24 protein-coding genes and 2 pseudogenes are annotated in these 21,572 nt (G+C 40.5%); 22 read left to right on the top strand and 4 right to left on the bottom strand.

Translation table 11 applies throughout. The features are described from left to right. Positions 1 to 84 precede the first annotated feature (84 nt). From P5Y91_RS03330 to msr(D), 15 genes are all read left to right on the top strand, one after another. A complete protein-coding gene (locus P5Y91_RS03330; RefSeq protein WP_277838974.1) occupies positions 85 to 1,248 on the top strand; it encodes a class I SAM-dependent rRNA methyltransferase in 1,164 nt (387 codons plus the stop codon). Further along, entirely contained in the window at positions 1,245 to 1,922 is a 678-nt protein-coding gene (gene aroD, locus P5Y91_RS03335) for a type I 3-dehydroquinate dehydratase (protein WP_277838975.1), read from the top strand. The genes P5Y91_RS03330 and aroD overlap by 4 nt, the downstream gene beginning before the upstream one ends. Then, complete coding sequence (gene aroE / locus P5Y91_RS03340; protein WP_277838976.1) at positions 1,912 to 2,784, top strand: shikimate dehydrogenase; 873 nt, start codon at positions 1,912 to 1,914, stop codon at positions 2,782 to 2,784. The genes aroD and aroE overlap by 11 nt, the downstream gene beginning before the upstream one ends. A gap of 161 nt (positions 2,785 to 2,945) precedes the next feature. After that, the gene (aroB, locus tag P5Y91_RS03345; protein WP_277838977.1) at positions 2,946 to 4,019 is read left to right on the top strand and encodes a 3-dehydroquinate synthase; all 1,074 of its coding nucleotides are present in this window, start codon (positions 2,946 to 2,948) and stop codon (positions 4,017 to 4,019) included. A 6-nt stretch (positions 4,020 to 4,025) separates the two neighbouring features. Further along, complete coding sequence (aroC, locus tag P5Y91_RS03350) at positions 4,026 to 5,192, top strand: chorismate synthase (RefSeq protein ID WP_277838978.1); 1,167 nt, start codon at positions 4,026 to 4,028, stop codon at positions 5,190 to 5,192. A 16-nt stretch (positions 5,193 to 5,208) separates the two neighbouring features. Then, complete coding sequence (locus tag P5Y91_RS03355) at positions 5,209 to 6,315, top strand: prephenate dehydrogenase (RefSeq protein ID WP_277838979.1); 1,107 nt, start codon at positions 5,209 to 5,211, stop codon at positions 6,313 to 6,315. 100 nt (positions 6,316 to 6,415) lie between these two features. Then, on the top strand, positions 6,416 to 6,754 hold the full coding sequence (locus tag P5Y91_RS03360; RefSeq protein WP_003014453.1) for a YlbF/YmcA family competence regulator: 339 nt from the start codon (positions 6,416 to 6,418) through the stop codon (positions 6,752 to 6,754). Positions 6,755 to 6,925: 171 nt separating this feature from the next. Further along, the gene (gene aroA / locus P5Y91_RS03365) at positions 6,926 to 8,209 is read left to right on the top strand and encodes a 3-phosphoshikimate 1-carboxyvinyltransferase (protein ID WP_277838980.1); all 1,284 of its coding nucleotides are present in this window, start codon (positions 6,926 to 6,928) and stop codon (positions 8,207 to 8,209) included. Next, entirely contained in the window at positions 8,202 to 8,687 is a 486-nt protein-coding gene (locus tag P5Y91_RS03370) for a shikimate kinase (protein ID WP_101770513.1), read from the top strand. Before aroA ends, P5Y91_RS03370 begins: the two co-directional genes overlap by 8 nt. Then, positions 8,678 to 9,532, top strand: coding sequence for a prephenate dehydratase (gene pheA, locus P5Y91_RS03375; protein ID WP_277838981.1), 855 nt, complete (start codon positions 8,678 to 8,680; stop codon positions 9,530 to 9,532). The genes P5Y91_RS03370 and pheA overlap by 10 nt, the downstream gene beginning before the upstream one ends. Then, the gene (locus P5Y91_RS03380; protein WP_277838982.1) at positions 9,529 to 10,842 is read left to right on the top strand and encodes an LCP family protein; all 1,314 of its coding nucleotides are present in this window, start codon (positions 9,529 to 9,531) and stop codon (positions 10,840 to 10,842) included. Before pheA ends, P5Y91_RS03380 begins: the two co-directional genes overlap by 4 nt. A gap of 62 nt (positions 10,843 to 10,904) precedes the next feature. Continuing rightward, entirely contained in the window at positions 10,905 to 12,260 is a 1,356-nt protein-coding gene (gene rlmD, locus P5Y91_RS03385) for a 23S rRNA (uracil(1939)-C(5))-methyltransferase RlmD (RefSeq protein WP_277838983.1), read from the top strand. A gap of 514 nt (positions 12,261 to 12,774) precedes the next feature. Continuing rightward, positions 12,775 to 12,945 carry a hypothetical protein gene (locus P5Y91_RS03390; protein WP_000873143.1) on the top strand — a complete coding sequence of 57 codons (171 nt, stop codon included), beginning with the start codon at positions 12,775 to 12,777 and terminating at the stop codon, positions 12,943 to 12,945. 385 nt (positions 12,946 to 13,330) lie between these two features. Continuing rightward, a complete protein-coding gene (gene mef(A) / locus P5Y91_RS03395) occupies positions 13,331 to 14,548 on the top strand; it encodes a macrolide efflux MFS transporter Mef(A) (RefSeq protein ID WP_000417519.1) in 1,218 nt (405 codons plus the stop codon). A gap of 119 nt (positions 14,549 to 14,667) precedes the next feature. Next, complete coding sequence (msr(D), locus tag P5Y91_RS03400) at positions 14,668 to 16,131, top strand: ABC-F type ribosomal protection protein Msr(D) (protein WP_000420313.1); 1,464 nt, start codon at positions 14,668 to 14,670, stop codon at positions 16,129 to 16,131. Positions 16,132 to 16,248: 117 nt separating this feature from the next. On the opposite strand, the gene P5Y91_RS03405 is transcribed toward msr(D), so the two are convergent. Genes P5Y91_RS03405 through P5Y91_RS03420 form a run of 4 tightly spaced genes read right to left on the bottom strand, consistent with a single transcriptional unit; the run spans position 16,249 to position 17,493 of the window. After that, positions 16,249 to 16,548, bottom strand: coding sequence for a DUF5960 family protein (locus tag P5Y91_RS03405; protein ID WP_001072467.1), 300 nt, complete (start codon positions 16,546 to 16,548; stop codon positions 16,249 to 16,251). Then, positions 16,535 to 16,903 (bottom strand): hypothetical protein, encoded by a 369-nt coding sequence (locus P5Y91_RS03410; RefSeq protein ID WP_000567222.1) that lies wholly within the window; start codon positions 16,901 to 16,903, stop codon positions 16,535 to 16,537. The genes P5Y91_RS03405 and P5Y91_RS03410 overlap by 14 nt, the downstream gene beginning before the upstream one ends. A 12-nt stretch (positions 16,904 to 16,915) precedes the next feature. Beyond that, entirely contained in the window at positions 16,916 to 17,251 is a 336-nt protein-coding gene (locus tag P5Y91_RS03415) for a DinB/UmuC family translesion DNA polymerase (protein WP_000806926.1), read from the bottom strand. Then, positions 17,248 to 17,493, bottom strand: a complete 246-nt coding sequence (locus P5Y91_RS03420; protein ID WP_001813542.1) for a hypothetical protein — start codon at positions 17,491 to 17,493, stop codon at positions 17,248 to 17,250. Before P5Y91_RS03420 ends, P5Y91_RS03415 begins: the two co-directional genes overlap by 4 nt. Positions 17,494 to 18,042: 549 nt before the next feature. On the opposite strand from P5Y91_RS03420, the gene P5Y91_RS03425 reads away from it, so the two are divergent. The 7 genes and pseudogenes from P5Y91_RS03425 to P5Y91_RS03450 all read left to right on the top strand — a co-directional run bounded on the left by P5Y91_RS03425 (position 18,043) and on the right by P5Y91_RS03450 (position 21,350). Further along, positions 18,043 to 18,786 (top strand): CPBP family intramembrane glutamic endopeptidase, encoded by a 744-nt coding sequence (locus P5Y91_RS03425; protein WP_277838984.1) that lies wholly within the window; start codon positions 18,043 to 18,045, stop codon positions 18,784 to 18,786. Between the two features lie 272 nt (positions 18,787 to 19,058). Next, positions 19,059 to 19,232 (top strand): hypothetical protein, encoded by a 174-nt coding sequence (locus P5Y91_RS03430; RefSeq protein ID WP_277838985.1) that lies wholly within the window; start codon positions 19,059 to 19,061, stop codon positions 19,230 to 19,232. Positions 19,233 to 19,234: 2 nt separating this feature from the next. Next, entirely contained in the window at positions 19,235 to 19,726 is a 492-nt protein-coding gene (locus P5Y91_RS03435) for a phosphoribosylanthranilate isomerase (RefSeq protein WP_277838986.1), read from the top strand. 42 nt (positions 19,727 to 19,768) lie between these two features. Further along, positions 19,769 to 19,861: pseudogene (locus P5Y91_RS10385) on the top strand (CPBP family intramembrane glutamic endopeptidase); the annotation flags it as partial. Then, positions 19,846 to 19,986 (top strand): annotated as a pseudogene (locus P5Y91_RS03440) (VOC family protein); the annotation flags it as partial. The pseudogenes P5Y91_RS10385 and P5Y91_RS03440, both read left to right, overlap by 16 nt. A 64-nt stretch (positions 19,987 to 20,050) precedes the next feature. After that, a complete protein-coding gene (locus P5Y91_RS03445) occupies positions 20,051 to 20,365 on the top strand; it encodes a TfoX/Sxy family protein (RefSeq protein ID WP_277838987.1) in 315 nt (104 codons plus the stop codon). A gap of 142 nt (positions 20,366 to 20,507) precedes the next feature. After that, complete coding sequence (locus P5Y91_RS03450) at positions 20,508 to 21,350, top strand: AraC family transcriptional regulator (protein WP_277838988.1); 843 nt, start codon at positions 20,508 to 20,510, stop codon at positions 21,348 to 21,350. The last annotated feature ends 222 nt before the right edge of the window (positions 21,351 to 21,572 follow it).

Raw genomic sequence — 21,572 nt, forward strand, 5'->3', positions numbered from 1 at the left:
AAGCTAGGATAAAACGGTAAAAAAAGTTCCAGTAAATAAAGCCTCTCTTTGTGAAAACTGCAGACTTTTGCTATAATAGAGGATATGAAAAAACTCACAGTCAGTCGCCAAGTCGCAACAAAAATCAAACAAGGACAATCCCTTCTTGAAAAGCAAGATTTTGAGTCACTTCCTGCTTTGAATCAAGCGGTTCAATTGCTTTCAGGAGATGGAAAATCCCTAGGAGTCGGATACTTATCTGAACAAAATAAAGGGATTGGATGGTTTGTTTCACAAGAGTTGGTCACTTTTGATCAAGACTTTTTTAAAAAGCTTTTCATCAAAGCCAAGCAATACCGTCGTTCTTATTATGCGGATGAAAAGACGACAGTCTTTCGTCTTTTTAACCAAGAGGGAGATGGTTTTGGTGGCTTCACGGTTGACTTGTATGGTGAGTTTGTTGTCTTTTCTTGGTACAATCCCTTTGTATTTCAGATCAAGGAAACCATTCTAGCAGCCTTTCAAGAGGCTTTTCCAGAAGTCCGAGGCGGCTATGAAAAGATTCGCTTTAAAGGCTTGGACTATGAATCGGCTCATGTCTATGGAGAAGAAGCACCGCAAGAATTTTTGATTCTTGAAAATGGAGTCTCTTACCAAGTTTTTCTTAATGATGGCTTAATGACGGGAATATTTTTGGATCAGCATGAAGTTCGAGGTAGCTTGGTAGAGGGATTAGCGGCTGGTAAGTCTTTGCTCAATATGTTCTCCTATACGGCGGCCTTCTCTGTGGCTGCGGCAATGGGTGGAGCAGTTGAGACAACATCGGTCGATCTGGCTAAGAGAAGTAGAGAATTATCAGAAGCGCATTTTGTGGCAAATGGCTTGGCGCTCGATGCTCATCGTTTTGTCGTGATGGATGTCTTTGACTATTACAAATATGCCAAACGCCATGACCTAAGCTATGATGTGATTGTGCTCGATCCGCCTAGCTTTGCGCGGAATAAAAAACGGACATTTTCAGTCGCTAAAGATTACCATCGATTGGTCAGCGAGGCCCTTGAGATTTTAAATCCAGGTGGGACCTTGATTCTCAGTACCAATGCGGCAAATGTGACCAAAGATAAATTTAAAAAACAAATCGAAAAGGGATTTCAAGGCCGTAAGCATCGCTATGTAGCGGAATACGGACTTCCGGGTGATTTTCGATGGAACAAGAAAGAAGAAAGTAGTAATTACTTAAAAGTATTTACGATTAGGGTGGATGTATGAAGTTAGTTGTTTCGATTATGCCTCGCACATTGGAAGAAGCACAACAACTAGATCGTTCGCGCTACGATGACGCGGATATCATTGAGTGGCGTGCGGACTTTTTAGAAAAAAGCGAGATCTTAACCGTTGCTCCTGCAGTTTTTGAGAAATTTGCTGGACGCGAGATTTTATTCACCTTGCGGACTCGAGCTGAAGGTGGAGGGATGGAGCTGACTAATGAAGAATATGTTGGGATCCTAAAAGATATTCAATCTATCTATCATCCGGATTATATCGATTTCGAGTTTTATAGCCATCGTGACGTCTTTGAAGAAATGTTGGAGTTTTCAAATCTTGTGCTCAGTTACCATAATTTCCAAGAGACTCCGGAAAATATGATGGAGATTTTATCGGAATTAACTAGCTTTTCTCCAAAATTGGTCAAGGTATCGGTCATGGCCGACAATGAACAAGATGTCCTTGATTTGATGAATTATACGCGTGGTTTTAAGACACTGAATCCTGAGCAAGAATATGTAACGATTTCCATGGGTAAGGTCGGGAAGATTTCGCGCTTGACAGCTGATTTGACAGGCTCTTCTTGGTCTTATGCTAGAGTCGGAGAAGGAAGTGCACCTGGTCAAATCCCTCTTGAAAATATGCGAAGAATTCGGGAATTATTAAATGAAGATTGATGGCTACACTCGGATGGCAGCAGTCATTGCCCATCCGATTCGTCATAGTATCTCTCCTTTCATCCATAACCTAGCCTATGAATTAACAGCGACCAATGCTGCTTACCTTGCTTGGGATATTGCTGAAGAAGATTTAGAAAGCACTGTCAGCCAAATTCGTAAGTTAGATATGATTGGGGCCAATATTTCCATGCCTTTTAAGCAAAAGGTCTTTCCTTACTTAGATGAAGTGGATGAGATGGCTCTAAAGATCGGCTCTGTCAATACCATCGTTCACCGCGATGGTAAGCTTAAGGGCTATAATACGGATGGGATTGGTTTCTTTCGTAGTTTACCTCCAGCTTTCTCCATTAAGGGAAAAACAATGGTTCTCTTAGGAGCAGGTGGTGCAGCTTTAGCGATTATTGCACAGGCAATTCATCTAGGTGTAAAACGAATCCTTGTCTTTGTGAGAGAGGAGAGATTGGTTCATTATCGTTCAATCGTTCAGTTGATTGAAGATGGCTTTGATTTTTTGATAGAATTGTATGCGATTGAGAAAAATGAAGACGTTCAAAGCTCCTTTAAACAAGCCGATCTCATCTTAAATGCCACTGGTGTTGGGATGGATGGTCAGTCTCTTCCGATAGCGAATCACTTGACGTTTCCTCTACATGCCTTAATCGTAGAGATGGCCTACTATCCGGCAGTGACCCCCTTTTTGCAACTAGCAGTGAATCAAGGAAACCAGAGGGTAAATGGGTTGGGAATGCTTTTTTATCAAGCTGAAGCAGCCTTTGAATTGATGACTGGGAAAGTATTTCCTACAGAGTCTGTATGGGAAGCATTGACAACAGAATATCGCCAATTTGTATGTGACTAAGAGAGGGTTTTACCTTTTCCTATTGAAAAAGCTTTATGAGATTAGAACAAGAACTGATTTTAAAAAAACAGTCTTGCTCTAGTCTCTTTTTCATTTTGTTTGAGACATGTGCCTTATTTCATGATAAGATAGAATGAAAGAATAACACGAAGGAGATTCCTATGAACGTATCGGTACCTATTCCAGGACATTCCTATGAGATTGTGATTGAAAGAGGTGGTCTCAATCAGGTTGGAGACTGGTTGCGCACTCTTTGGGGCGATAAAAAAGTCGCTATCATTTCCGATAACCGCGTGGCTAAGCTATATGCAGCTATTGTAGAGAATAGCCTTAAGAAAGCTGGTTTTCAAGTGGTACGCTTTGAGTTTCTTGAAGGCGAAGCCAGTAAGAATTTGACTACTGTTTCAAAAGTTTATGACTTTCTAGCTACCCAGGGCATGACGCGCAGTGATGGAATCGTTGCTCTTGGGGGTGGCGTAGTTGGTGATTTGGCTGGCTTTGCGGCCTCGACTTATATGCGGGGAATTTCCTTTGTCCAGATTCCGACTAGCTTAACCGCACAGGTGGACTCTTCTATCGGTGGAAAGACTGGAGTCAACACAGCCTTTGCCAAAAACATGGTGGGCACCTTTGCCCAACCGGACGGTGTGTTCATTGATCCTGAAGTGTTGAGCACTTTGGGACACCGTGAATTAATCGAAGGAATGGGGGAGGTCATCAAGTACGGTCTCATCCAAGATACGGAACTTTGGCAAGAATTGGAAGCTATGGATGGCTCTGTCGAAAGTATTTTAGAGCATGCAGAGAGCCTCATTTCCCATTCTTGTCTGGTGAAGCGTGACCATGTGGCGGCAGATGAGCTGGACAACGGCATTCGACTGTATCTCAATTTTGGGCATACCATTGGTCATGCCATTGAAGCGACAGCGGGTTATGGACAGGTCATGCATGGGGAAGCCGTTAGTATGGGCATGGTGCAGGTCTCCCGAGTTGCAGAAGAAAAGGGCTTGATGCCAACGGGAATCACTCGAAAAATCGAAGAAATGTGTCGGAAATTTGGACTTCCGGTGGCCTATGAGAACTGGGATAAAGAAGCCCTTTATCAAGCCTTGACCCATGACAAAAAAGCACGTGGGACAAGCTTGAAACTAGTCATCGTGCCAGAATTAGGCCGAGCTGCGATTCATCAAATCCCTCTTCAAGAAATGAAGGACTTTTTAGAAAGAAAGGAATAAGGTCGTATGAGATATTTAACAGCAGGAGAGTCCCATGGTCCTCGATTAACAGCCATCATCGAGGGGGTCCCGGCAGGCCTTCCTTTATCTGAAGAGGATATTAATAAAGAGCTTAAACGTCGACAAGGTGGATATGGTCGTGGGGCTCGGATGAAAATTGAGAGTGACCGTGTTGAGATCACATCAGGTGTCCGTCATGGCTTGACCATAGGAGGTCCGATTACTCTGAACGTGACCAATCTGGATCACCAAAAATGGCTGGAGATCATGAATGTAGCACCGGTCGAAGAGAAAAAGAAAGATCTGCGCAAGATCACCAAGCCACGTCCTGGCCATGCTGATCTAGTCGGAGGAATCAAATACCGTTTTGACGATCTTCGTAATTCGCTCGAACGTTCTTCTGCCCGTGAGACGACTATGCGTGTAGCCGTTGGTGCAGTTGCTAAACGAATTTTAGAAGAGATTGGCGTGGAAGTGGCCAGCCACATTGTCAATTTCGGGGGAATCGAGATTGCAATTCCCGAGAATCTAACCGTTTCAGAAATCAAGGAAAAGGCATCTAAGTCGGAAGTTTCGATTGTTGTCCCAGAACAAGAAGAAGCCGTTAAGGCTTACATTGACCAGGTGAAAAAAGATGGTGATACCATTGGGGGAATTGTGGAAACCTTGGTTGGCGGTGTGCCTGTTGGACTAGGATCCTATGTGCAATGGGACAAGAAATTGGATGCTAAAATCGCTCAAGGAGTGGTCTCTATCAATGCCTTTAAGGGAGTTGAGTTCGGTCTTGGTTTTGAAGCAGGTCGCCTAAAAGGGAGTCAAGTCATGGATGAAATCGTCTGGTCTGAAGAAGCTGGCTATACCCGTCGTACTAATAATCTTGGTGGTTTTGAAGGGGGCATGACTAACGGAGAGCCGATTCTGGTTCGTGGCGTCATGAAGCCTATTCCAACGCTTTACAAACCATTGATGAGTGTGGATATCAAAACCCATGAGCCTTATAAGGCAACAGTTGAGCGTAGCGATCCAACGGCTCTACCGGCTGCAGGAGTGGTGATGGAAGCAGTGGTCGCAACGGTCCTTGCTACAGAAGTGCTTGAGAAATTCTCATCCGATAACTTGGAAGAATTGAAAGAAGCCGTTGCTAAGCACCGGGACTTTACTAAGAATTTTTAAAAGAAAGAGTTTTCCTTTGGAGAAGAAAGTTGTCTATATTGCAGGGCTGGGCTTGATTGGTGCTTCCCTCGCGCTAGGGATTAAGAGAGCTCACCCAAACGTGACCATTCTTGGTTACAATCGTAGTGAAGTCTCTCGAACCATCGCCCTTGAAAGAGGAATGGTGGATCAGGTGACGGATGATTTCGCAGCCTTTGCCCCTTTAGCAGATATCATTATTTTGGCGCTTCCGATTAAGCAAACCAAGTCTTACTTAGAAACCTTAGCTGGCCTGAATTTGAAGAACCAGGTACTAGTGACAGATGCAGGCTCTACCAAGGCAGCAATTGTCGCACAAGCTGAAAAGGTATTTAAAGACAAGGCTGTGCGCTTTGTGGGAGGGCATCCCATGGCTGGTAGTCATAAGACAGGTGCAGCAGCAGCGGATGCCACCTTATTTGAAAATGCCTATTATATTTTTACTCCTTCCAGCTTGACTAGAAGAGGTGCCATGGAAGAGTTGAAAGATCTCTTGAGTGGATTAGGATCCCGCTTTATCGAAATCGATGCTGAGGAACACGATCGGGTAACCTCCCAGATCAGTCATTTTCCTCATATTTTAGCATCGACCTTAGTCGAGCAGGCCGTAGCTTATGGAGAAGAGCATGAAATGACCCGACGTTTTGCGGCTGGTGGCTTTCGGGATATGACACGGATTGCAGAAAGTGAGCCAGGTATGTGGACCTCTATTCTCTTGTCCAATCCTCAAGCTATATTAGAGCGGATTGCAGATTTTAAAGAGCGCTTGGACCAAGTGGCTGAAACTATTCAAGCAGATAACGAAGAGGCCATTTGGTCCTTTTTCCATGAGGGACGTAAGCACCGAAAAGAAATGCAGATCCATCAGCGTCCTGGGCGCGATAGTGCCTATGATCTCTTTATCGATGTCCCAGATAAGGAAGGCGTCATTCTTGAGATTCTGCAAATTCTACAAGGGATTTCCTTGGTTAATATTCACATCAATGAAGAGAATCGTGAAGATATCCACGGGATTTTGCAGCTGACCTTTAAAAATGCAGAGGATCAGGAGCGGGCTCAAACATTGATTAGCCGGGCGACCTCTTATACCGTCCTTGCTCGCTAGGTCTACAGAAGGATTTGCGTCAACATGCCTGCTTCATTTTAGGAATATTGAAGGAAAAGCAGTATAATAGAAGTATCATATCAGTAAAGGAGCCCATAAAATGGCAAATATTTATGATGTAGCAAATGAACTCTCTCGGACCCTTCGAGACCTTCCTGAATACAAGGCTGTCGTAGAAAGCAAGCAAGCGATCGAAGCAAATCCAGAAGCTAAAACACTGTTTGACGAATACGTCGCTTTCCAAAATCAATTGCAAGGCTTGATGCAATCCGGTCAACTTCCAACAGAAGCTGTGCAACAAGAAATGAAAGACTATATGGAGAAGATCCAAGCAAGTCCAATTGTGAATGAATTTTTCACCAAACAACAACAATTATCTATTTATCTTGCGGATCTCGAAAAGATCATCTTTGAGCCAATTCAAGATTTATACAAATAGAAAGACTACCAGAGTTGTAATTTCGACTCTGGTATTTTCGTTCGCCAGTAGAAGAAAAGAAACGCAAAAAAAGCTTGGAAACATTCGTTTTTTGTTCCAAATTTTGGATCAAAAATTGAATTCATGCCCTAATTATGATAGAATATGAGGAAAAGCACTCTGGAGAAGGCAATGAAATTAAAAACCAATAGCAAGGGCCTCAGGGGCACCATTCGCGTACCTGGTGATAAGTCGATTAGTCACCGCTCCATTATTTTTGGAAGTCTTGCAAAAGGCGAAACCAAGGTTTATGATATCTTGCGAGGCGAAGATGTGCTCTCTACAATCCAGGTGTTTCGTGATTTAGGAGTCTCCATCCAGGATGATGGGGATGTGATTCGGATTCAAGGGGTAGGCTTTCGGGGTCTTCAAGCCCCGACATCTCCCCTTGATATGGGCAATTCAGGAACTTCTATTCGTTTGATCTCAGGTGTACTAGCAGGTCAGGATTTTGCTGTGACCATGGTTGGAGACGACAGCCTTTCCAAACGGCCCATGGATCGTGTAGCGATCCCACTGCGTCAAATGGGAGTAGAAATTGCTGGCCAGGGAGAGCGCGATTGCCCGCCTTTGCATGAAAAAGGAACCCATCAGCTTCAACCCATTTATTACCGTTTGCCAGTTGCATCGGCCCAAGTTAAGTCTGCTCTTATTTTTGCGGCTTTACAGGCTGAGGGTGAATCAACGATTATCGAGAAGGAAAAGACGCGTGACCATACGGAAGATATGATTCGCCAATTTGGTGGAGAGATCCAGGTGGATGGAAAAACCATCCGAATCAAGGGTGGACAAGAGTTCCAAGGTCAAGAAGTCATCGTTCCTGGAGATATTTCCAGTGCAGCCTTTTGGTTAGTGGCAGGCCTCATTCTGCCAGATAGTGTGATCAAGATTGAAAATGTTGGCATCAACCAAACGCGGACAGGGATTCTCGATGTGATTCAAGAAATGGGGGGAGATCTCACCATGGAGGATCGCGATGAAAAAGCGGTCTCTGCGAGTCTCACTGTCAAGACTTCGTCCTTAAAAGGGATTCGAATTGATGGGGAGTTGATTCCACGCTTGATTGATGAATTGCCGATTATTGCTTTACTAGCGACACAAGCAAGTGGTCAGACCGTGATTGCGGATGCTGAGGAGCTTCGTGTGAAAGAAACGGACCGCATCCAGGTCGTAGCAGATAGCCTCAATGCCATGGGAGCTAATGTCGTGCCAACGGAAGACGGCATGATCATCACTGGACCGACACCCCTACATGGAGCAGACTTAGAGACCTTTGGTGATCACCGGATTGGGATGATGGCTGCCATTGCTGCCTTATTGGTGAGAGATGGAAATGTGGTGTTGGATCGGGCAGAGGCCATCAACACCAGTTACCCTAGTTTTTTTGAAGATTTGGAGACCTTACTGCATGGCTAAAATTTTACTTGGTTTTATGGGAGCTGGGAAAACGACCGTTGGTCGGATTCTTGATCCAAAGTTCCATGATATGGATGAATTAATTGTTGAAGAGATCGGTATGTCGATCAATGACTATTTCGCAGTGGAAGGAGAAGCAGCCTTTCGTCGTCGCGAGGCTGAAATGCTGGAGCGTTTGTTGGAAAACGAGGCAGCCATTATTTCCCCTGGAGGCGGGATTGTCGTCAATCCTCATAACCGTGCGCTTCTGGAAAAAAATCCGCATAATATTTACTTGCGCGTGAATTTTGAGACCTTGTACAGCCGGATTCAAAATGACAAAGCCATGCAACGTCCCCTCTTTTTAAACAACACAAAAGAAGAATTTAAGAAGATTTTTGATGGTCGTTTGCCTTTGTATGAAGATATTGCTACCCATATTGTGGATGTTGAGGACAAAACACCTGAAGAAATTGCGGAGATCATTCGATGCTTGTAGGCTATCTTGGTCCCAAGGGATCTTTTACCCATGATGTGGCCACTCATAGCTTTCCAACTTCTGAACGCATTGCCTATCGGACGATCACAGATGTCATCAAAGCTTATGAGAATCAAGAGATCGATTTTGCAGTCGTCCCCGTTGAAAACTCTATCGAAGGCAGTGTCCATGAGACCCTTGATTACCTCTTTCATCAAGGGACGATTCAGGCCGTTGCAGAAGTGGTCTATCCCATCAAGCAACAGCTCTTGGTTGCAAAGAAAGATCGACCTATTCGAACGGTCTATTCGCATCCACAGGCCTTGGCCCAAGGGAAGGCTTTTCTCAGGGCCCATTATCCAAATGTGGCTATGGAAATGACGGCTTCAACAGCCTATGCAGCGCGATATGTAGCAGAACATCCAGACTTGGAAATTGCAGCGATTGCCCCTCTGGCAGCAGCTAGTGAGTACGGCTTGGAAGTCCAGGCAAAAGACATCCAAGAAATCGAGGACAATTATACACGTTTTTGGATTTTAGGGGCCAAAGAGCCAGCGATCTCAGAAACTTTAAGTCCGGCCCTTCAAAAAGTTAGCTTGGCCTTGACCTTACCAAGTAACCTGGCAGGAGCCCTCTATAAAGGTTTGTCTACCTTTGCTTGGCGGGGGATCAATTTAACCAAGATTGAAAGTCGACCACTAAAAACAGCTTTAGGAGAATACTTTTTCATTATTGACCTCCTAAACGAAGCGCCTGATCTTCTGCAGTTTGCCTATCAAGAATTAGACAGTTTGGGCATTCAGACAAAAGTCTTGGGTCAGTATCAGGTCTATACCATAAAAGATAACGGAATGGAGAAAAGATGAGTAACGAATCCAACTTTCTATCTCACCATGAGCGAAAGCGATTAGAGTACTTATACTCAAATTTTCATTATTTGAATGAACGAGAACAACTAGAATACAATTACCTGCTCAAGAAGAGCCAAGGAGCTTATGAGGAAGCAGAAGCCCTTCAACCTGAGGTAGACGCTACAGAAGAAGTGCAAGGTGAGATTGCTGAACCAATTGGGGATCTCCCTGTTTACCAATCACGTAGCAAAAAGTCTAAGAAGAAAGCAGTTGCTGCGACGAGCGATCTACCTAAGAAACCACGGAAAAAGATCCGCGTCAAGCGGATCCTCAAGTGGATAGCTCTCTTTTTCTTGCTCATTATCGGTGGCATGGTCTTTATGTTTGTGAAAGGCCTCAACAGTAAACCAGCTGGGAAAGATGCCAAGTCTGCTGTTGTCGAGAAATTTAACGGCAAGAAGTCGCGAGATGGGGTCAATATTCTGATCTTGGGGACAGATGGTCGGATCGGTGAGAAATCAGATGAGACTCGGACAGACTCCATCATGGTGGTCAATGTCAATAATAAAGAAGGCAAGATCAAGATGGTCAGCTTTATGCGGGATACACTGGTCCATATTGATGGAGTGAGCCAGCAAAATATTCCTGAATATGATGGCTACTATGACCAGAAGCTCAATACTGCCTTTACCATTGGGGAGCAAAATAACAACCAAGGGGCTGAATTGGTGCGTCAGATGCTCAAAGACAACTTTGACATTGACATCCAATATTACGCTATGGTCGATTTCAAGACCTTTGCGACAGCGATCGATACCCTCTTCCCGAATGGGGTCGAGATGAATGCGCAGTTTTCAACGGTTGATGGCGAAAAGGTCAGTGAAGTGGAAGTGCCAGACGATTTGAATATGAAAGACGGTGTCGTTCCGCAACAAACCATCAAGGTTGGAAAACAACGGATGGATGGTCGGACTCTTCTCAATTACTCGCGTTTCCGTAAGGATGATGAAGGGGACTTTGGCCGAACCCGTCGCCAGCAAGAGGTCATGTCTGCTATCATGCATCAGATCAAGGATCCAACCAAACTCTTTACGGGATCAGAAGCCCTTGGGAAAGTCTTTGCTATGACGTCTACCAATGTACCTTTCTCTTTCCTATTGACCAATGGACTTGGCCTGGTTGGAAGTGCTGGAAAAGGAATTGAACGAGTGACCATCCCAGAAAATGGGGATTGGGTCGATGCCTACGATATGTACGGTGGCCAAGGCTTGCTCGTTGATTTCGATGCTTATAAAAAGAAATTGTACCAAATGGGACTGAGATGATATAATAAGGGGATAGGAGTTTTGGACTCCACCCCTTTTAATTTGTAGAAAGATAGAACACCATGTTAAAGAAAAATGAAATTGTAACCGTTGAGATTGTTGATTTGACCCACGAAGGAGCAGGAGTGGCTAAGGTCGATGGCCTGGTCTTTTTTGTGGAGAATGCCCTGCCAGGAGAAATCATCCGCATGCGCGTGCTTAAAGTCAACAAAAAGATTGGCTACGGAAAAGTAGAGGAGTACCTAGAAAAATCCCCTCATCGCAATGAAGAGCTGGATCTTGCCTATTTACGAAGCGGAATCGCCGACTTAGGTCACCTAGCTTATCCGGAGCAACTGAAATTCAAGGCCAAGCAGGTCAAGGATAGCCTCTACAAGATGGCGGGAATCACTGATATCGAGGTGCCCCTTACCTTGGGAATGGACCATCCTGTCCAATACCGCAACAAGGCCCAAGTCCCTGTTCGTCGTGTCAATGGTCAGGTCGAAACAGGCTTCTTTCGGAAGAACTCCCATGATTTGATGCCGATTGAAGACTTTTATATCCAAGATCCCGTCATCGACCAAGTGGTCTTGGCACTTCGTGATTTGATTCGTCGGTTTGACCTCAAGCCTTATGATGAGAAGGAACAGTCTGGCTTGATTCGTAACCTTGTGGTTCGTCGAGGACATCATTCTGGAGAAATCATGGTCATTTTGGTCACCACTCGTCCTAAGGTGTTTCGTGTGGACCAGTTGATCGAGCAGCTGATCAAGCAATTCCCAGCTATCAAATCTGTTATGCAAAATATTAATGACCAGAATACCAATGCTATTTTTGGGAAAGAATGGCGAACGCTCTATGGTCAAGATTACATTACCGACCAAATGTTGGGCAATAGCTTCCAAATTTCTGGACCAGCCTTTTACCAGGTCAATACTGAAATGGCAGAGAAGCTCTATCAGACAGCCATTGACTTTGCGGAGTTAAGAGCAGAAGATGTCGTGATTGACGCCTACTCAGGAATTGGGACTATTGGCTTATCAGTTGCCAAGCATGTCAAGGAAGTCTATGGGGTTGAGGTCATTTCAGAAGCCGTGGAGAATAGCATTAAGAATGCAGAGTTGAACGGTATCACCAATGCCCACTATGTCTGTGATACAGCAGAAAATGCTATGAAGAATTGGCTCAAGGAAGGTATCCAACCAACCGTTATTTTGGTCGACCCACCACGCAAAGGTTTAACCGAAAGCTTTATCAAAGCAAGTGCCCAAACAGGCGCTTACCGCATCGCCTATATCTCCTGTAACGTCGCTACTATGGCGCGTGATATCAAACTCTATCAAGAGTTGGGTTATGAACTGAAGAAAGTGCAGCCGGTTGATCTTTTTCCGCAGACGCATCATGTTGAGGCGGTAAGTTTGCTAGTCAAGGAGTAAAACGACGAAGATTAGCATTTACTTCCGCCCATGCGATAGCTGTCCGTGATTGACAAGTGCTAGCACGCAGACAGAACGGAGATAGCGAACCGCTGAGTGTGTCGCTCTGCTCGTAAAAGCTTAGAAACCTTTGAACGAAAGGGATAATGAAAGCCTTGATTGCAAGGCTTTTTGCTTTATGGTGGGTAAGTATCAGAGTGAGAAAATTTTTGGAATGAGTAGAAGTGATAGCTAGAAATTATCAGTTTCTATTTCCATTTACCCTGTGGGTACGTGTTTGTTTCCATTGACAAGGAGTTTGTGGGAATAGAAATGTACCCACCTTGTTTGAATCAAGTGAAGTGTAGTTGAAGGAAATCTGTTGAAAGCAATACTTCATTTTACCGAATAAGTAATAATTTAGGCAACTTCAAATCGATTAAAAAAAACTATTTTAAAGGTTAAGAGTAGACAAAAATTGTCCACTCTTTTTTGCAAACTCAATTTATCAATAAATGAAATGAGGGAATGTAAAATGAAATATTTTGAGGTTGAGTTAGAAAATCCTGATGAATTTTTAAAACTACAAACAGAAGATTTTGTGAAAGCTAATCGCTTGCTACTAAGGAAGATAATCCAGAGCGTTACAGTCTATGAAGAAAACTTCGTCATATCCTTTAAATCTGGCATCGAATTGGAAGTATGAGTCTCATTCCATAACTTTTATATTGAACATATCATCTTGTTGTGTTATACTATAAATTGATATAAACAAAGATGTAGGAGGAACCGAAACTATGACAGCCTCAATGCGTTTAAGATAAGCTGGCAATAAAAAAAGCAGAATCTATACCCGATGATAGGCTTTTTTGTTGTGCTTATTTATACGATATTGAGCATTCATTAGTTACGGTGAGGATATTGGTTATTTAACTATACCTTTATTTAACTATGTCTTTAATATGAATGTTTCCAAATTGTATGTATGCAGACCAAAAGCCACATTGTGGGGTTTGGCCTGCATTTTTTATTGCCTAGAATGCTATTCAAAATAGAAATTCAAGCAAAATAATATGCAGGAGATAATATAAATGGAAAAATACAACAATTGGAAACGAAAATTTTATGCAATATGGGCAGGGCAAGCAGTATCATTAATCACTAGTGCCATCCTGCAAATGGCGATTATTTTTTACCTTACAGAAAAAACAGGATCTGCGATGGTCTTGTCTATGGCTTCATTAGTAGGTTTTTTACCCTATGCGATTTTGGGACCTGCCATTGGTGTGCTAGTGGATCGTCATGATAGGAAGAAGATAATGATTGGTGCCGATTTAATTATCGCAGCAGCTGGTGCAGTGCTTGCTATTGTTGCATTCTGTATGGAGCTACCTGTCTGGATGATTATGATAGTATTGTTTATCCGTAGCATTGGAACAGCTTTTCATACCCCAGCACTCAATGCGGTTACACCACTTTTAGTACCAGAAGAACAGCTAACGAAATGCGCAGGCTATAGTCAGTCTTTGCAGTCTATAAGCTATATTGTTAGTCCGGCAGTTGCAGCACTCTTATACTCCGTTTGGGATTTAAATGCTATTATTGCCATCGACGTATTGGGTGCTGTGATTGCATCTATTACGGTAGCAATTGTACGTATACCTAAGCTGGGTAATCAAGTGCAAAGTTTAGAACCAAATTTCATAAGGGAGATGAAAGAAGGAGTTGTGGTTCTGAGACAAAACAAAGGATTGTTTGCCTTATTACTCTTAGGAACACTATATACTTTTGTTTATATGCCAATCAATGCACTATTTCCTTTAATAAGCATGGAACACTTTAATGGAACGCCTGTGCATATTTCTATTACGGAAATTTCCTTTGCATTTGGGATGCTAGCAGGAGGCTTATTATTAGGAAGATTAGGGGGCTTCGAAAAGCATGTATTACTAATAACAAGTTCATTTTTTATAATGGGGACCAGTTTAGCCGTTTCGGGAATACTTCCTCCAAATGGATTTGTAATATTCGTAGTTTGCTGTGCAATAATGGGGCTTTCGGTGCCATTTTATAGCGGTGTGCAAACAGCTCTTTTTCAGGAGAAAATTAAGCCTGAATATTTAGGACGTGTATTTTCTTTGATCGGAAGTATCATGTCACTTGCTATGCCAATTGGGTTAATTCTTTCTGGATTCTTTGCTGATAAAATCGGTGTAAATCATTGGTTTTTACTATCAGGTATTTTAATTATTGGCATTGCTATAGTTTGCCAAATGATAACTGAGGTTAGAAAATTAGATTTAAAATAAACAATATTGGAGGAATATTTATGTATCTTATTTTCATGTAACTCTTCCTGCTAAAATCGCAGGGTTTTCCCTGCATACAAGCAAATGAAAGCATGCGATTATAGACAGGAGGAAATGTTATGGAATTAATATTAAAAGCAAAAGACATTCGTGTGGAATTCAAAGGACGCGATGTTTTAGATATAAATGAATTAGAAGTATATGATTATGACCGTATTGGTTTAGTAGGAGCAAATGGTGCTGGAAAAAGCACTTTACTCAGGGTACTTTTAGGAGAATTAACTCCCCCAGGATGTAAAATGAATCGTCTGGGTGAACTTGCCTATATTCCCCAGTTGGACGAAGTAACTCTGCAGGAGGAAAAAGATTTTGCACTTGTAGGCAAGCTAGGTGTTGAGCAATTAAATATACAGACTATGAGCGGTGGTGAAGAAACAAGGCTTAAAATAGCACAGGCCTTATCGGCACAGGTTCATGGTATTTTAGCGGATGAACCTACGAGCCATTTAGACCGTGAAGGAATTGATTTTCTAATAGGACAGCTAAAATATTTTACAGGTGCACTGTTAGTTATTAGCCATGACCGCTATTTTCTTGATGAAATAGTAGATAAAATATGGGAACTGAAAGATGGCAAAATCACTGAGTATTGGGGAAACTATTCTGATTATCTTCGTCAGAAAGAGGAAGAACGTAAGAGCCAAGCTGCAGAATACGAACAATTTATTGCGGAACGTGCCCGATTGGAAAGGGCTGCGGAGGAAAAGCGAAAACAGGCTCGTAAAATAGAACAGAAGGCAAAAGGTTCTTCAAAGAAAAAAAGTACTGAAGACGGAGGGCGTTTAGCTCATCAAAAATCAATAGGAAGTAAGGAAAAAAAGATGTATAATGCTGCTAAAACCCTAGAGCACAGGATTGCGGCCTTAGGAAAAGTAGAAGCTCCGGAAGGCATTCGCAGAATTCGTTTCAGGCAAAGTAAAGCATTGGAGCTCCATAATCCATACCCTATAGTCGGTGCAGAAATTAATAAAGTATTTGGGGATAAGGCTCTGTTTGAAAATGCATCTTTTCAAATTCCGTTAGGAGCAAAAGTGGCGTTAACTGGTGGTAATGGAATCGGAAAAACAACTTTAATCCAAATGATCTTAAACCATGAAGAAGGAATTTCTATTTCGCCTAAGGCAAAAATAGGTTACTTTGCACAGAATGGTTACAAGTACAACAGTAATCAGAATGTTATGGAGTTTATGCAGAAGGATTGTGACTACAATATATCAGAAATTCGTTCAGTGCTAGCATCTATGGGGTTCAAACAGAACGATATTGGAAAAAGTTTATCTGTTTTAAGCGGTGGAGAAATTATAAAATTGTTGCTTGCTAAAATGCTCATGGGTAGATATAACATCCTAATAATGGATGAACCCAGTAACTTCCTTGACATACCAAGTTTAGAGGCTTTGGAAATACTAATGAAGGAGTACACCGGAACTATCGTGTTTATCACCCACGATAAACGATTACTCGAAAATGTAGCAGATGTAGTTTATGAAATTAGAGATAAGAAAATAAATCTGAAACATTAAATTTAAGGTAGTCGCTGGTCAGTATAGTCTGTTCTGGTTGGCGACTCCATTGTTAAAGAGTATAAAGACTTTAGATTTTATGAATATTAAAAATAGGAACAGTCAATTGAACTGCTCCTATTTTTCTGCTAAATATATTGTAGTTTTCTTATATGTATAATGATAGATTAGCGGATTCTCATCTACGGTACTTACTTCAAATATGAAGAAGTGATCGCGGTTATCTCTGGACTTTTCCTTATTGAGGACAAAGTAATTCTTACGTGAAGTCGCCATTGTTTTTAGGATATCATCAGTTAGGAAGGTCAATGGAATATTCATGTTAGAGTAGCGGTAGAAGTCACGTTCAAAATCTTGGTAGCTCTCGCTATAATAGTCCATTTGTAGGTGATTACGCTGAAACTCAAGCTGATTCATAGAGCACCTCCTCGACAAGTTCAATACTAATAATGTCTTTTAATTTCAAATTGATGTGACCTGTTGTAGTTTTTATCAAAATGAAATCTTTGGTCAGACTTGGTATTGTTCCAGTGTAGGAAACACGCTTGTTTTTTTCAATCACTTGAATGCGTGTGCGTAGCTGCCCGGCGTATACTTGACTGAGGAGTAATAATTTCTTCTCTAGTGATAAGTCAGACATGTACGTTACTTTGTTTGTATCATCAGAGAGTGCTGATGCATGTTCAGATAGGAAAAAGCCCATCCATTTTTGCATCTTTGTATCCTGGTACTCTCTTGCTGATTGAAATGGTAAATATGAACGGTCAATCATATCAAATCCTTTCTATGCAGAGGCAAGGGTATTTTTATCAAATTGAATCGTAAAACCTTGAATTCCCCCACCTGTGTAACATTCTTTAAAGCGATTGATTACCTCAGTATAGATTATCACAGATGAGCTTGTTGGCTTAATGCTAAATGTAAATTCCAATGGTAATCGGTTTTCAGATTTAGCATGTACTAGTCGTATCGATATTTCAGTTGTTTTGAGTTTTCTCTGACGAAGTTTTGAAGTTGCTGTTTCAACGATTCCATGTAAAAATCTTTCAAGCATTTCAATATCATTACATCCTTTGCTACGGATTTCTGAAAATTGTACTGTATTTTTTTCTTGTTTCATTTTAATCCCTCCAATCCACCCGCGGAATGACCACCGATAAGTTTACTGCGTTCAATATTTCTGGAACCTTCAGTTAGGACGGTTCCTTTTTGTATGGCTAAAAAACCAAACTGTTCTCTGACAACATCAATAGCTGTCTGAAGTCTATTATCTTTTTCAATTTGTTCTACATCATCAAAGAGTGATAGTAGAGTATAGCTTTCATCTACGAAGCCACTATAAGATACACCAATTTGTCTCACTGCACCAGAGGTGTATTTTTTCGGAATAATACAAGTACATGACTCACCATTGTTTTGGGGAGATTTGCGGGTTCAATTTTATTCTGAGCATTTATAGATTTTTTCATCTCAGTCCTAGAATAGCCAATATGAATAGAAACGACAGTAGTCAATACTAGGGCTACTGTTCCGTTCCACAGTATCATTTAAAAATCATTTTCACACCCTTTCGTCTATTAGTATAGAAGAAAGCTCTCAGCACATGTTGAGGCGGTATCACTGCTTGTACGAGTTGTGGCATCAACGAAGTAGAAGTAGATGTTCCGCCCATGGGATAGGACTTGTAGAATGAGGGGGAAACCGACGAAATGATACGGTAACAGCGAACCGCCGAGTGTGTAGCTTTGCTGATAAAAGCGTAAAAACCTTTTAACAAAAGGGATAATGAAAAGCCTTGATTATAGGGCTTTTTTTGCATTTTTGTGATAGAATATAGGTAGTTATAATCGAGAGCAACTAAGAAGCAGAAAAAAATATTATACATAGAATAATCAAAATAAGGAAGATAAAATGACAGAAATTGATAAAAGGAATTTAAAAAATTATCTTTATATTACATTTGGAATTACTTATATAGCTTGGGGGATTCTTGCCATCTTTACTCAAACTCAGATTTTGGGATTAGAAACAATTATAGGGAGAATGTTACACATAGTAGGTGCACTTGGACCAGCAATTGCAAGTGGCTTTTATTTGAAAAGAAATAATATAAAATTTAAACATTTTGTATTTAGTAAGAAAGAAAATAGTAGTATTTATTTCATTATTCATTTGTTAGCAATTTTGATACTATTTTCTGTATCTTCCTTAGAATTAAACGGAGTATCCATTTATTTAATGCCACTATTCTTTATTCAATTAATTTTTTTTGGTGGTGGACATGAAGAATTAGGGTGGAGAGGTATACTACAACCCTTACTTGATAAAAAATATACATATTGGCAATCTAATTTGATTGTAGGATTAATTTGGGGGATATGGCATCTGCCTTTATGGTTTATTGTTGGAGAAAGTCATCAAGGATTTCCTTTTATTTTATTTTTTATATATACGTTATTTTTAAGTTTTGTTTTAGGACTTCTTTACCGTCAAACGAAATCAGTAGGATACTGTATATTATTTCATGCGTTCGCAAATTTGTTAAATCTTTATTTTGTGTTAAAAATTAATGTTATTTTTATTATCATTTTTATTGTTTATTTAATTTATACAATATTGGCGAGTAATAGAATTAGTAAGGAAACAACATTTTAAAATTTAGATCAGGATATCCTTTATTGAAAGTAACGATTTGCTAATTAGATGATCTATGTTAGAGAATTATCTATTATAATTTAAAGTGGAATGATGAATATCGATTCTTTTGGAACTAGCGAAAATCTTTCCGTTCCACAGTATCATTTTAAAATGATTTTCATTGCCTTTTTTTTATTAGTACATAAAAAAATATTATCACATGTCGAATGTGTAAGCTTGTTTGTGAAATGTGGATAATCGTTCAAAAATCAGAAAGACTAGAGATGTATATGTTGGAATTATATCAAAATCCTTCTTATAAAGATCTAGTCGCATTTGGGTCCTTAAAAGAAGGAAAAGAATTTGTAACCAAAATAACTGGATATACTCTAGAAAATGAAGATGATTTTGTTCAAGGTAATAAAGTAGAAATAACGAACATTTATATGAAAGGTTTAGAGTAAACATGAGTCTCTTATTTGAAGAATTTAAAACTATTTGTTTCCATTTAAATCGAGTCGGAATTACACCGACACTGATGGGCTCTTTGGGATTGGAGTTTAGAACGAAAGAAAATTGGGGGCCGTCTGACATTGACATTCATGTGCCTGGGGATCCTAGAGGTTGGGAAGTACCTGATCATCTTAGAATTTATGACTGGGACAAGATAATGAAAGTGATGAAAGACTTAGGCTACGTCTTAATAGATATTCATGAGCATGAATTCAAAAAGGATCGAGAGAGTGTTGAATTTGGAAGTATCGATTCCTTACCTGATTTTGCAGGAGTTTCGGAATCGGATATAGAGCTTATTCACATTGAAGGCATCACTTTTCGTCTTCCAAGTCTGGAGCAGTATCTAAGTATTTACAAAGCTTCTTCTCAAGACTCCTATCGAAATGATCACAATAACAATAAGGATTTTAAAAAGATCGAGTGGCTGGAAAGACATTTGTAAATTATCATATAAAAAGTAGTAAATTGTAAGACTGGCTGCTATGTTATTTTTATTATCATTTTTATTGCTTATTTAATTTATACAATATTGGCGAGTAATAGAACTAGTAAGGAAAAGCAGGTGGAAAAATTGTAAAAGAGCCACAGGAAGTTTTTTGGGGTGGATATCACGCATATTTTTCGGATTTAGATGGATACTATTGGGAAGTTTCATGGGGACCAAATTTTCAATTTGATGAAAATGGATTGCTGAAATTTTGAGGATAAATAGGGAAAGAGTATGCCATAAAGTAAGGAATATTTGATTTTGAAGGAGGTAATCATAGTGAATGAATTTAATGAATTTGTTCGTGAGATTTTTTCCGCAGCAGGTGATATTGTCATAAGATCCATGATGGGCGGATACCTTATATATTTTAACGATAAGCTGATAGGTGACATTTGCGATAATGAACTATTTTTAAAGAGAACGCCGACATCGGACAAACTTCTTGCAGACTCAGAATTGCGTTATCCGTATGAGGGTTCAAAGACATTGATGTATGCATTCGACAGATTTGAGGATATGGATTTGATTACTGAACTACTGAAAGGTATGTATGCGGAACTGCCAGAAAAGAAACCCAAGAAAGCTAAATGAGACAAACAAGCTTCAGTTTGTTGAAGTTAGCAAGGTATAAGTTTCTATGAGATGAAGCCTATAAAATTTGTACGGATACTGTAGGGTAAGAAAAGAAATCTTCCTCTATACTAAAATAAACCAAAAGAAAGGGGGAATCGAAGTGAATATTATCAAGTCGTTTAACGATACGATTGATTATCTTGAAACAGTTCTTGATGATGAAATTGATGAAAAGAAAGTAACTCAGTTATCCGGATATTCGTATTCAATGTTCAGTCGCTTGTTTTCTATTCTGACTGAAACAACGCTTTCAGAATATTTAAGAAGCAGAAGATTGACGGAAGCAGCCGTTATATTAAGAAATACGGATGAAAAAATTATTGATGTTGCTTTCAAATTTGGATATGAGTCATCAGATTCATTTGGAACTGCTTTTAAGAATTTTCATGGATTTACTCCTTCAGAGGTGAGAAACGGGAAACCATTTAAATTAGTTTCACGTGTGCAATTAGCACTAAGTGTAAGAGGAGGAAGAAGCATGGATATTACAATTCAAAAGAAAAAAGCATTTACAGTTGCAGGAATCAATGAACAAAACATCAATTCATCATTATGTCCGAGTATTTGGGATAAGCTATATGAAAAATATAGCCACGATGAACTTGCAAGTTTAGGAAGCGGTCAAAGTATGGGCGTTTGCCATGATGTGGAAAATCCAAGCACAATAAATTATATGGCTGGTTATATCGTTAATGATGTAGACAAAGCCACAAGTATGGGCTTAGATGTTTTGGAAGTGGAAGAAGCAGAGTATGCAGTTGTAGAATTAGTAGGAAGTGTTCCGGAGTGCATTCATAACGGGTGGAAATATGCAATGGAAGTATTCTTCCCTGAGCATGGCTATATTCATTCAGGAAAATCTGACTTTGAATATTACTATGAAGGTGATATGCACAGCAAAGACTACAAAATGGAACTTTGGATTCCGATAACTAAAGCTTAAAAACCAGCTTGTCGAGCTGGAAAATTCCAGTTTGTCGAGGTAATACCTTTTAACGATAACCTCAAGCTATCGTTAAATAGTTTAGTGGATATGTTTCCGCATACAACTCAACTACTTGACATACTTGGTGTTCACTCATTCCATGTTGAGGCGGTATCACTGCTTGTACGAGTTGTGGCATCAACGAAGTAGAAGTAGATGTTCCGCCCATGGGATAGGACT

This window comes from Streptococcus taoyuanensis (genome assembly GCF_029589235.1).
Taxonomy (GTDB): domain Bacteria; phylum Bacillota; class Bacilli; order Lactobacillales; family Streptococcaceae; genus Streptococcus; species Streptococcus taoyuanensis.

Excerpts from the sequence above, each read along its gene's own strand:
- P5Y91_RS03330 (WP_277838974.1), top strand. The coding sequence starts at position 85 with ATGAAAAAACTCACAGTCAGTCGCCAAGTCGCAACAAAAATCAAACAA.
- aroD (WP_277838975.1), top strand. The coding sequence starts at position 1,245 with ATGAAGTTAGTTGTTTCGATTATGCCTCGCACATTGGAAGAAGCACAA.
- aroE (WP_277838976.1), top strand. The coding sequence starts at position 1,912 with ATGAAGATTGATGGCTACACTCGGATGGCAGCAGTCATTGCCCATCCG.
- aroB (WP_277838977.1), top strand. The coding sequence starts at position 2,946 with ATGAACGTATCGGTACCTATTCCAGGACATTCCTATGAGATTGTGATT.
- aroC (WP_277838978.1), top strand. The coding sequence starts at position 4,026 with ATGAGATATTTAACAGCAGGAGAGTCCCATGGTCCTCGATTAACAGCC.
- P5Y91_RS03360 (WP_003014453.1), top strand. The coding sequence starts at position 6,416 with ATGGCAAATATTTATGATGTAGCAAATGAACTCTCTCGGACCCTTCGA.
- aroA (WP_277838980.1), top strand. The coding sequence starts at position 6,926 with ATGAAATTAAAAACCAATAGCAAGGGCCTCAGGGGCACCATTCGCGTA.
- P5Y91_RS03370 (WP_101770513.1), top strand. The coding sequence starts at position 8,202 with ATGGCTAAAATTTTACTTGGTTTTATGGGAGCTGGGAAAACGACCGTT.
- pheA (WP_277838981.1), top strand. The coding sequence starts at position 8,678 with ATGCTTGTAGGCTATCTTGGTCCCAAGGGATCTTTTACCCATGATGTG.
- P5Y91_RS03380 (WP_277838982.1), top strand. The coding sequence starts at position 9,529 with ATGAGTAACGAATCCAACTTTCTATCTCACCATGAGCGAAAGCGATTA.
- rlmD (WP_277838983.1), top strand. The coding sequence starts at position 10,905 with ATGTTAAAGAAAAATGAAATTGTAACCGTTGAGATTGTTGATTTGACC.
- P5Y91_RS03390 (WP_000873143.1), top strand. The coding sequence starts at position 12,775 with ATGAAATATTTTGAGGTTGAGTTAGAAAATCCTGATGAATTTTTAAAA.
- P5Y91_RS03405 (WP_001072467.1), bottom strand. The coding sequence starts at position 16,548 with ATGAATCAGCTTGAGTTTCAGCGTAATCACCTACAAATGGACTATTAT.
- P5Y91_RS03410 (WP_000567222.1), bottom strand. The coding sequence starts at position 16,903 with ATGATTGACCGTTCATATTTACCATTTCAATCAGCAAGAGAGTACCAG.
- P5Y91_RS03415 (WP_000806926.1), bottom strand. The coding sequence starts at position 17,251 with ATGAAACAAGAAAAAAATACAGTACAATTTTCAGAAATCCGTAGCAAA.
- P5Y91_RS03425 (WP_277838984.1), top strand. The coding sequence starts at position 18,043 with ATGACAGAAATTGATAAAAGGAATTTAAAAAATTATCTTTATATTACA.
- P5Y91_RS03430 (WP_277838985.1), top strand. The coding sequence starts at position 19,059 with ATGTTGGAATTATATCAAAATCCTTCTTATAAAGATCTAGTCGCATTT.
- P5Y91_RS03435 (WP_277838986.1), top strand. The coding sequence starts at position 19,235 with ATGAGTCTCTTATTTGAAGAATTTAAAACTATTTGTTTCCATTTAAAT.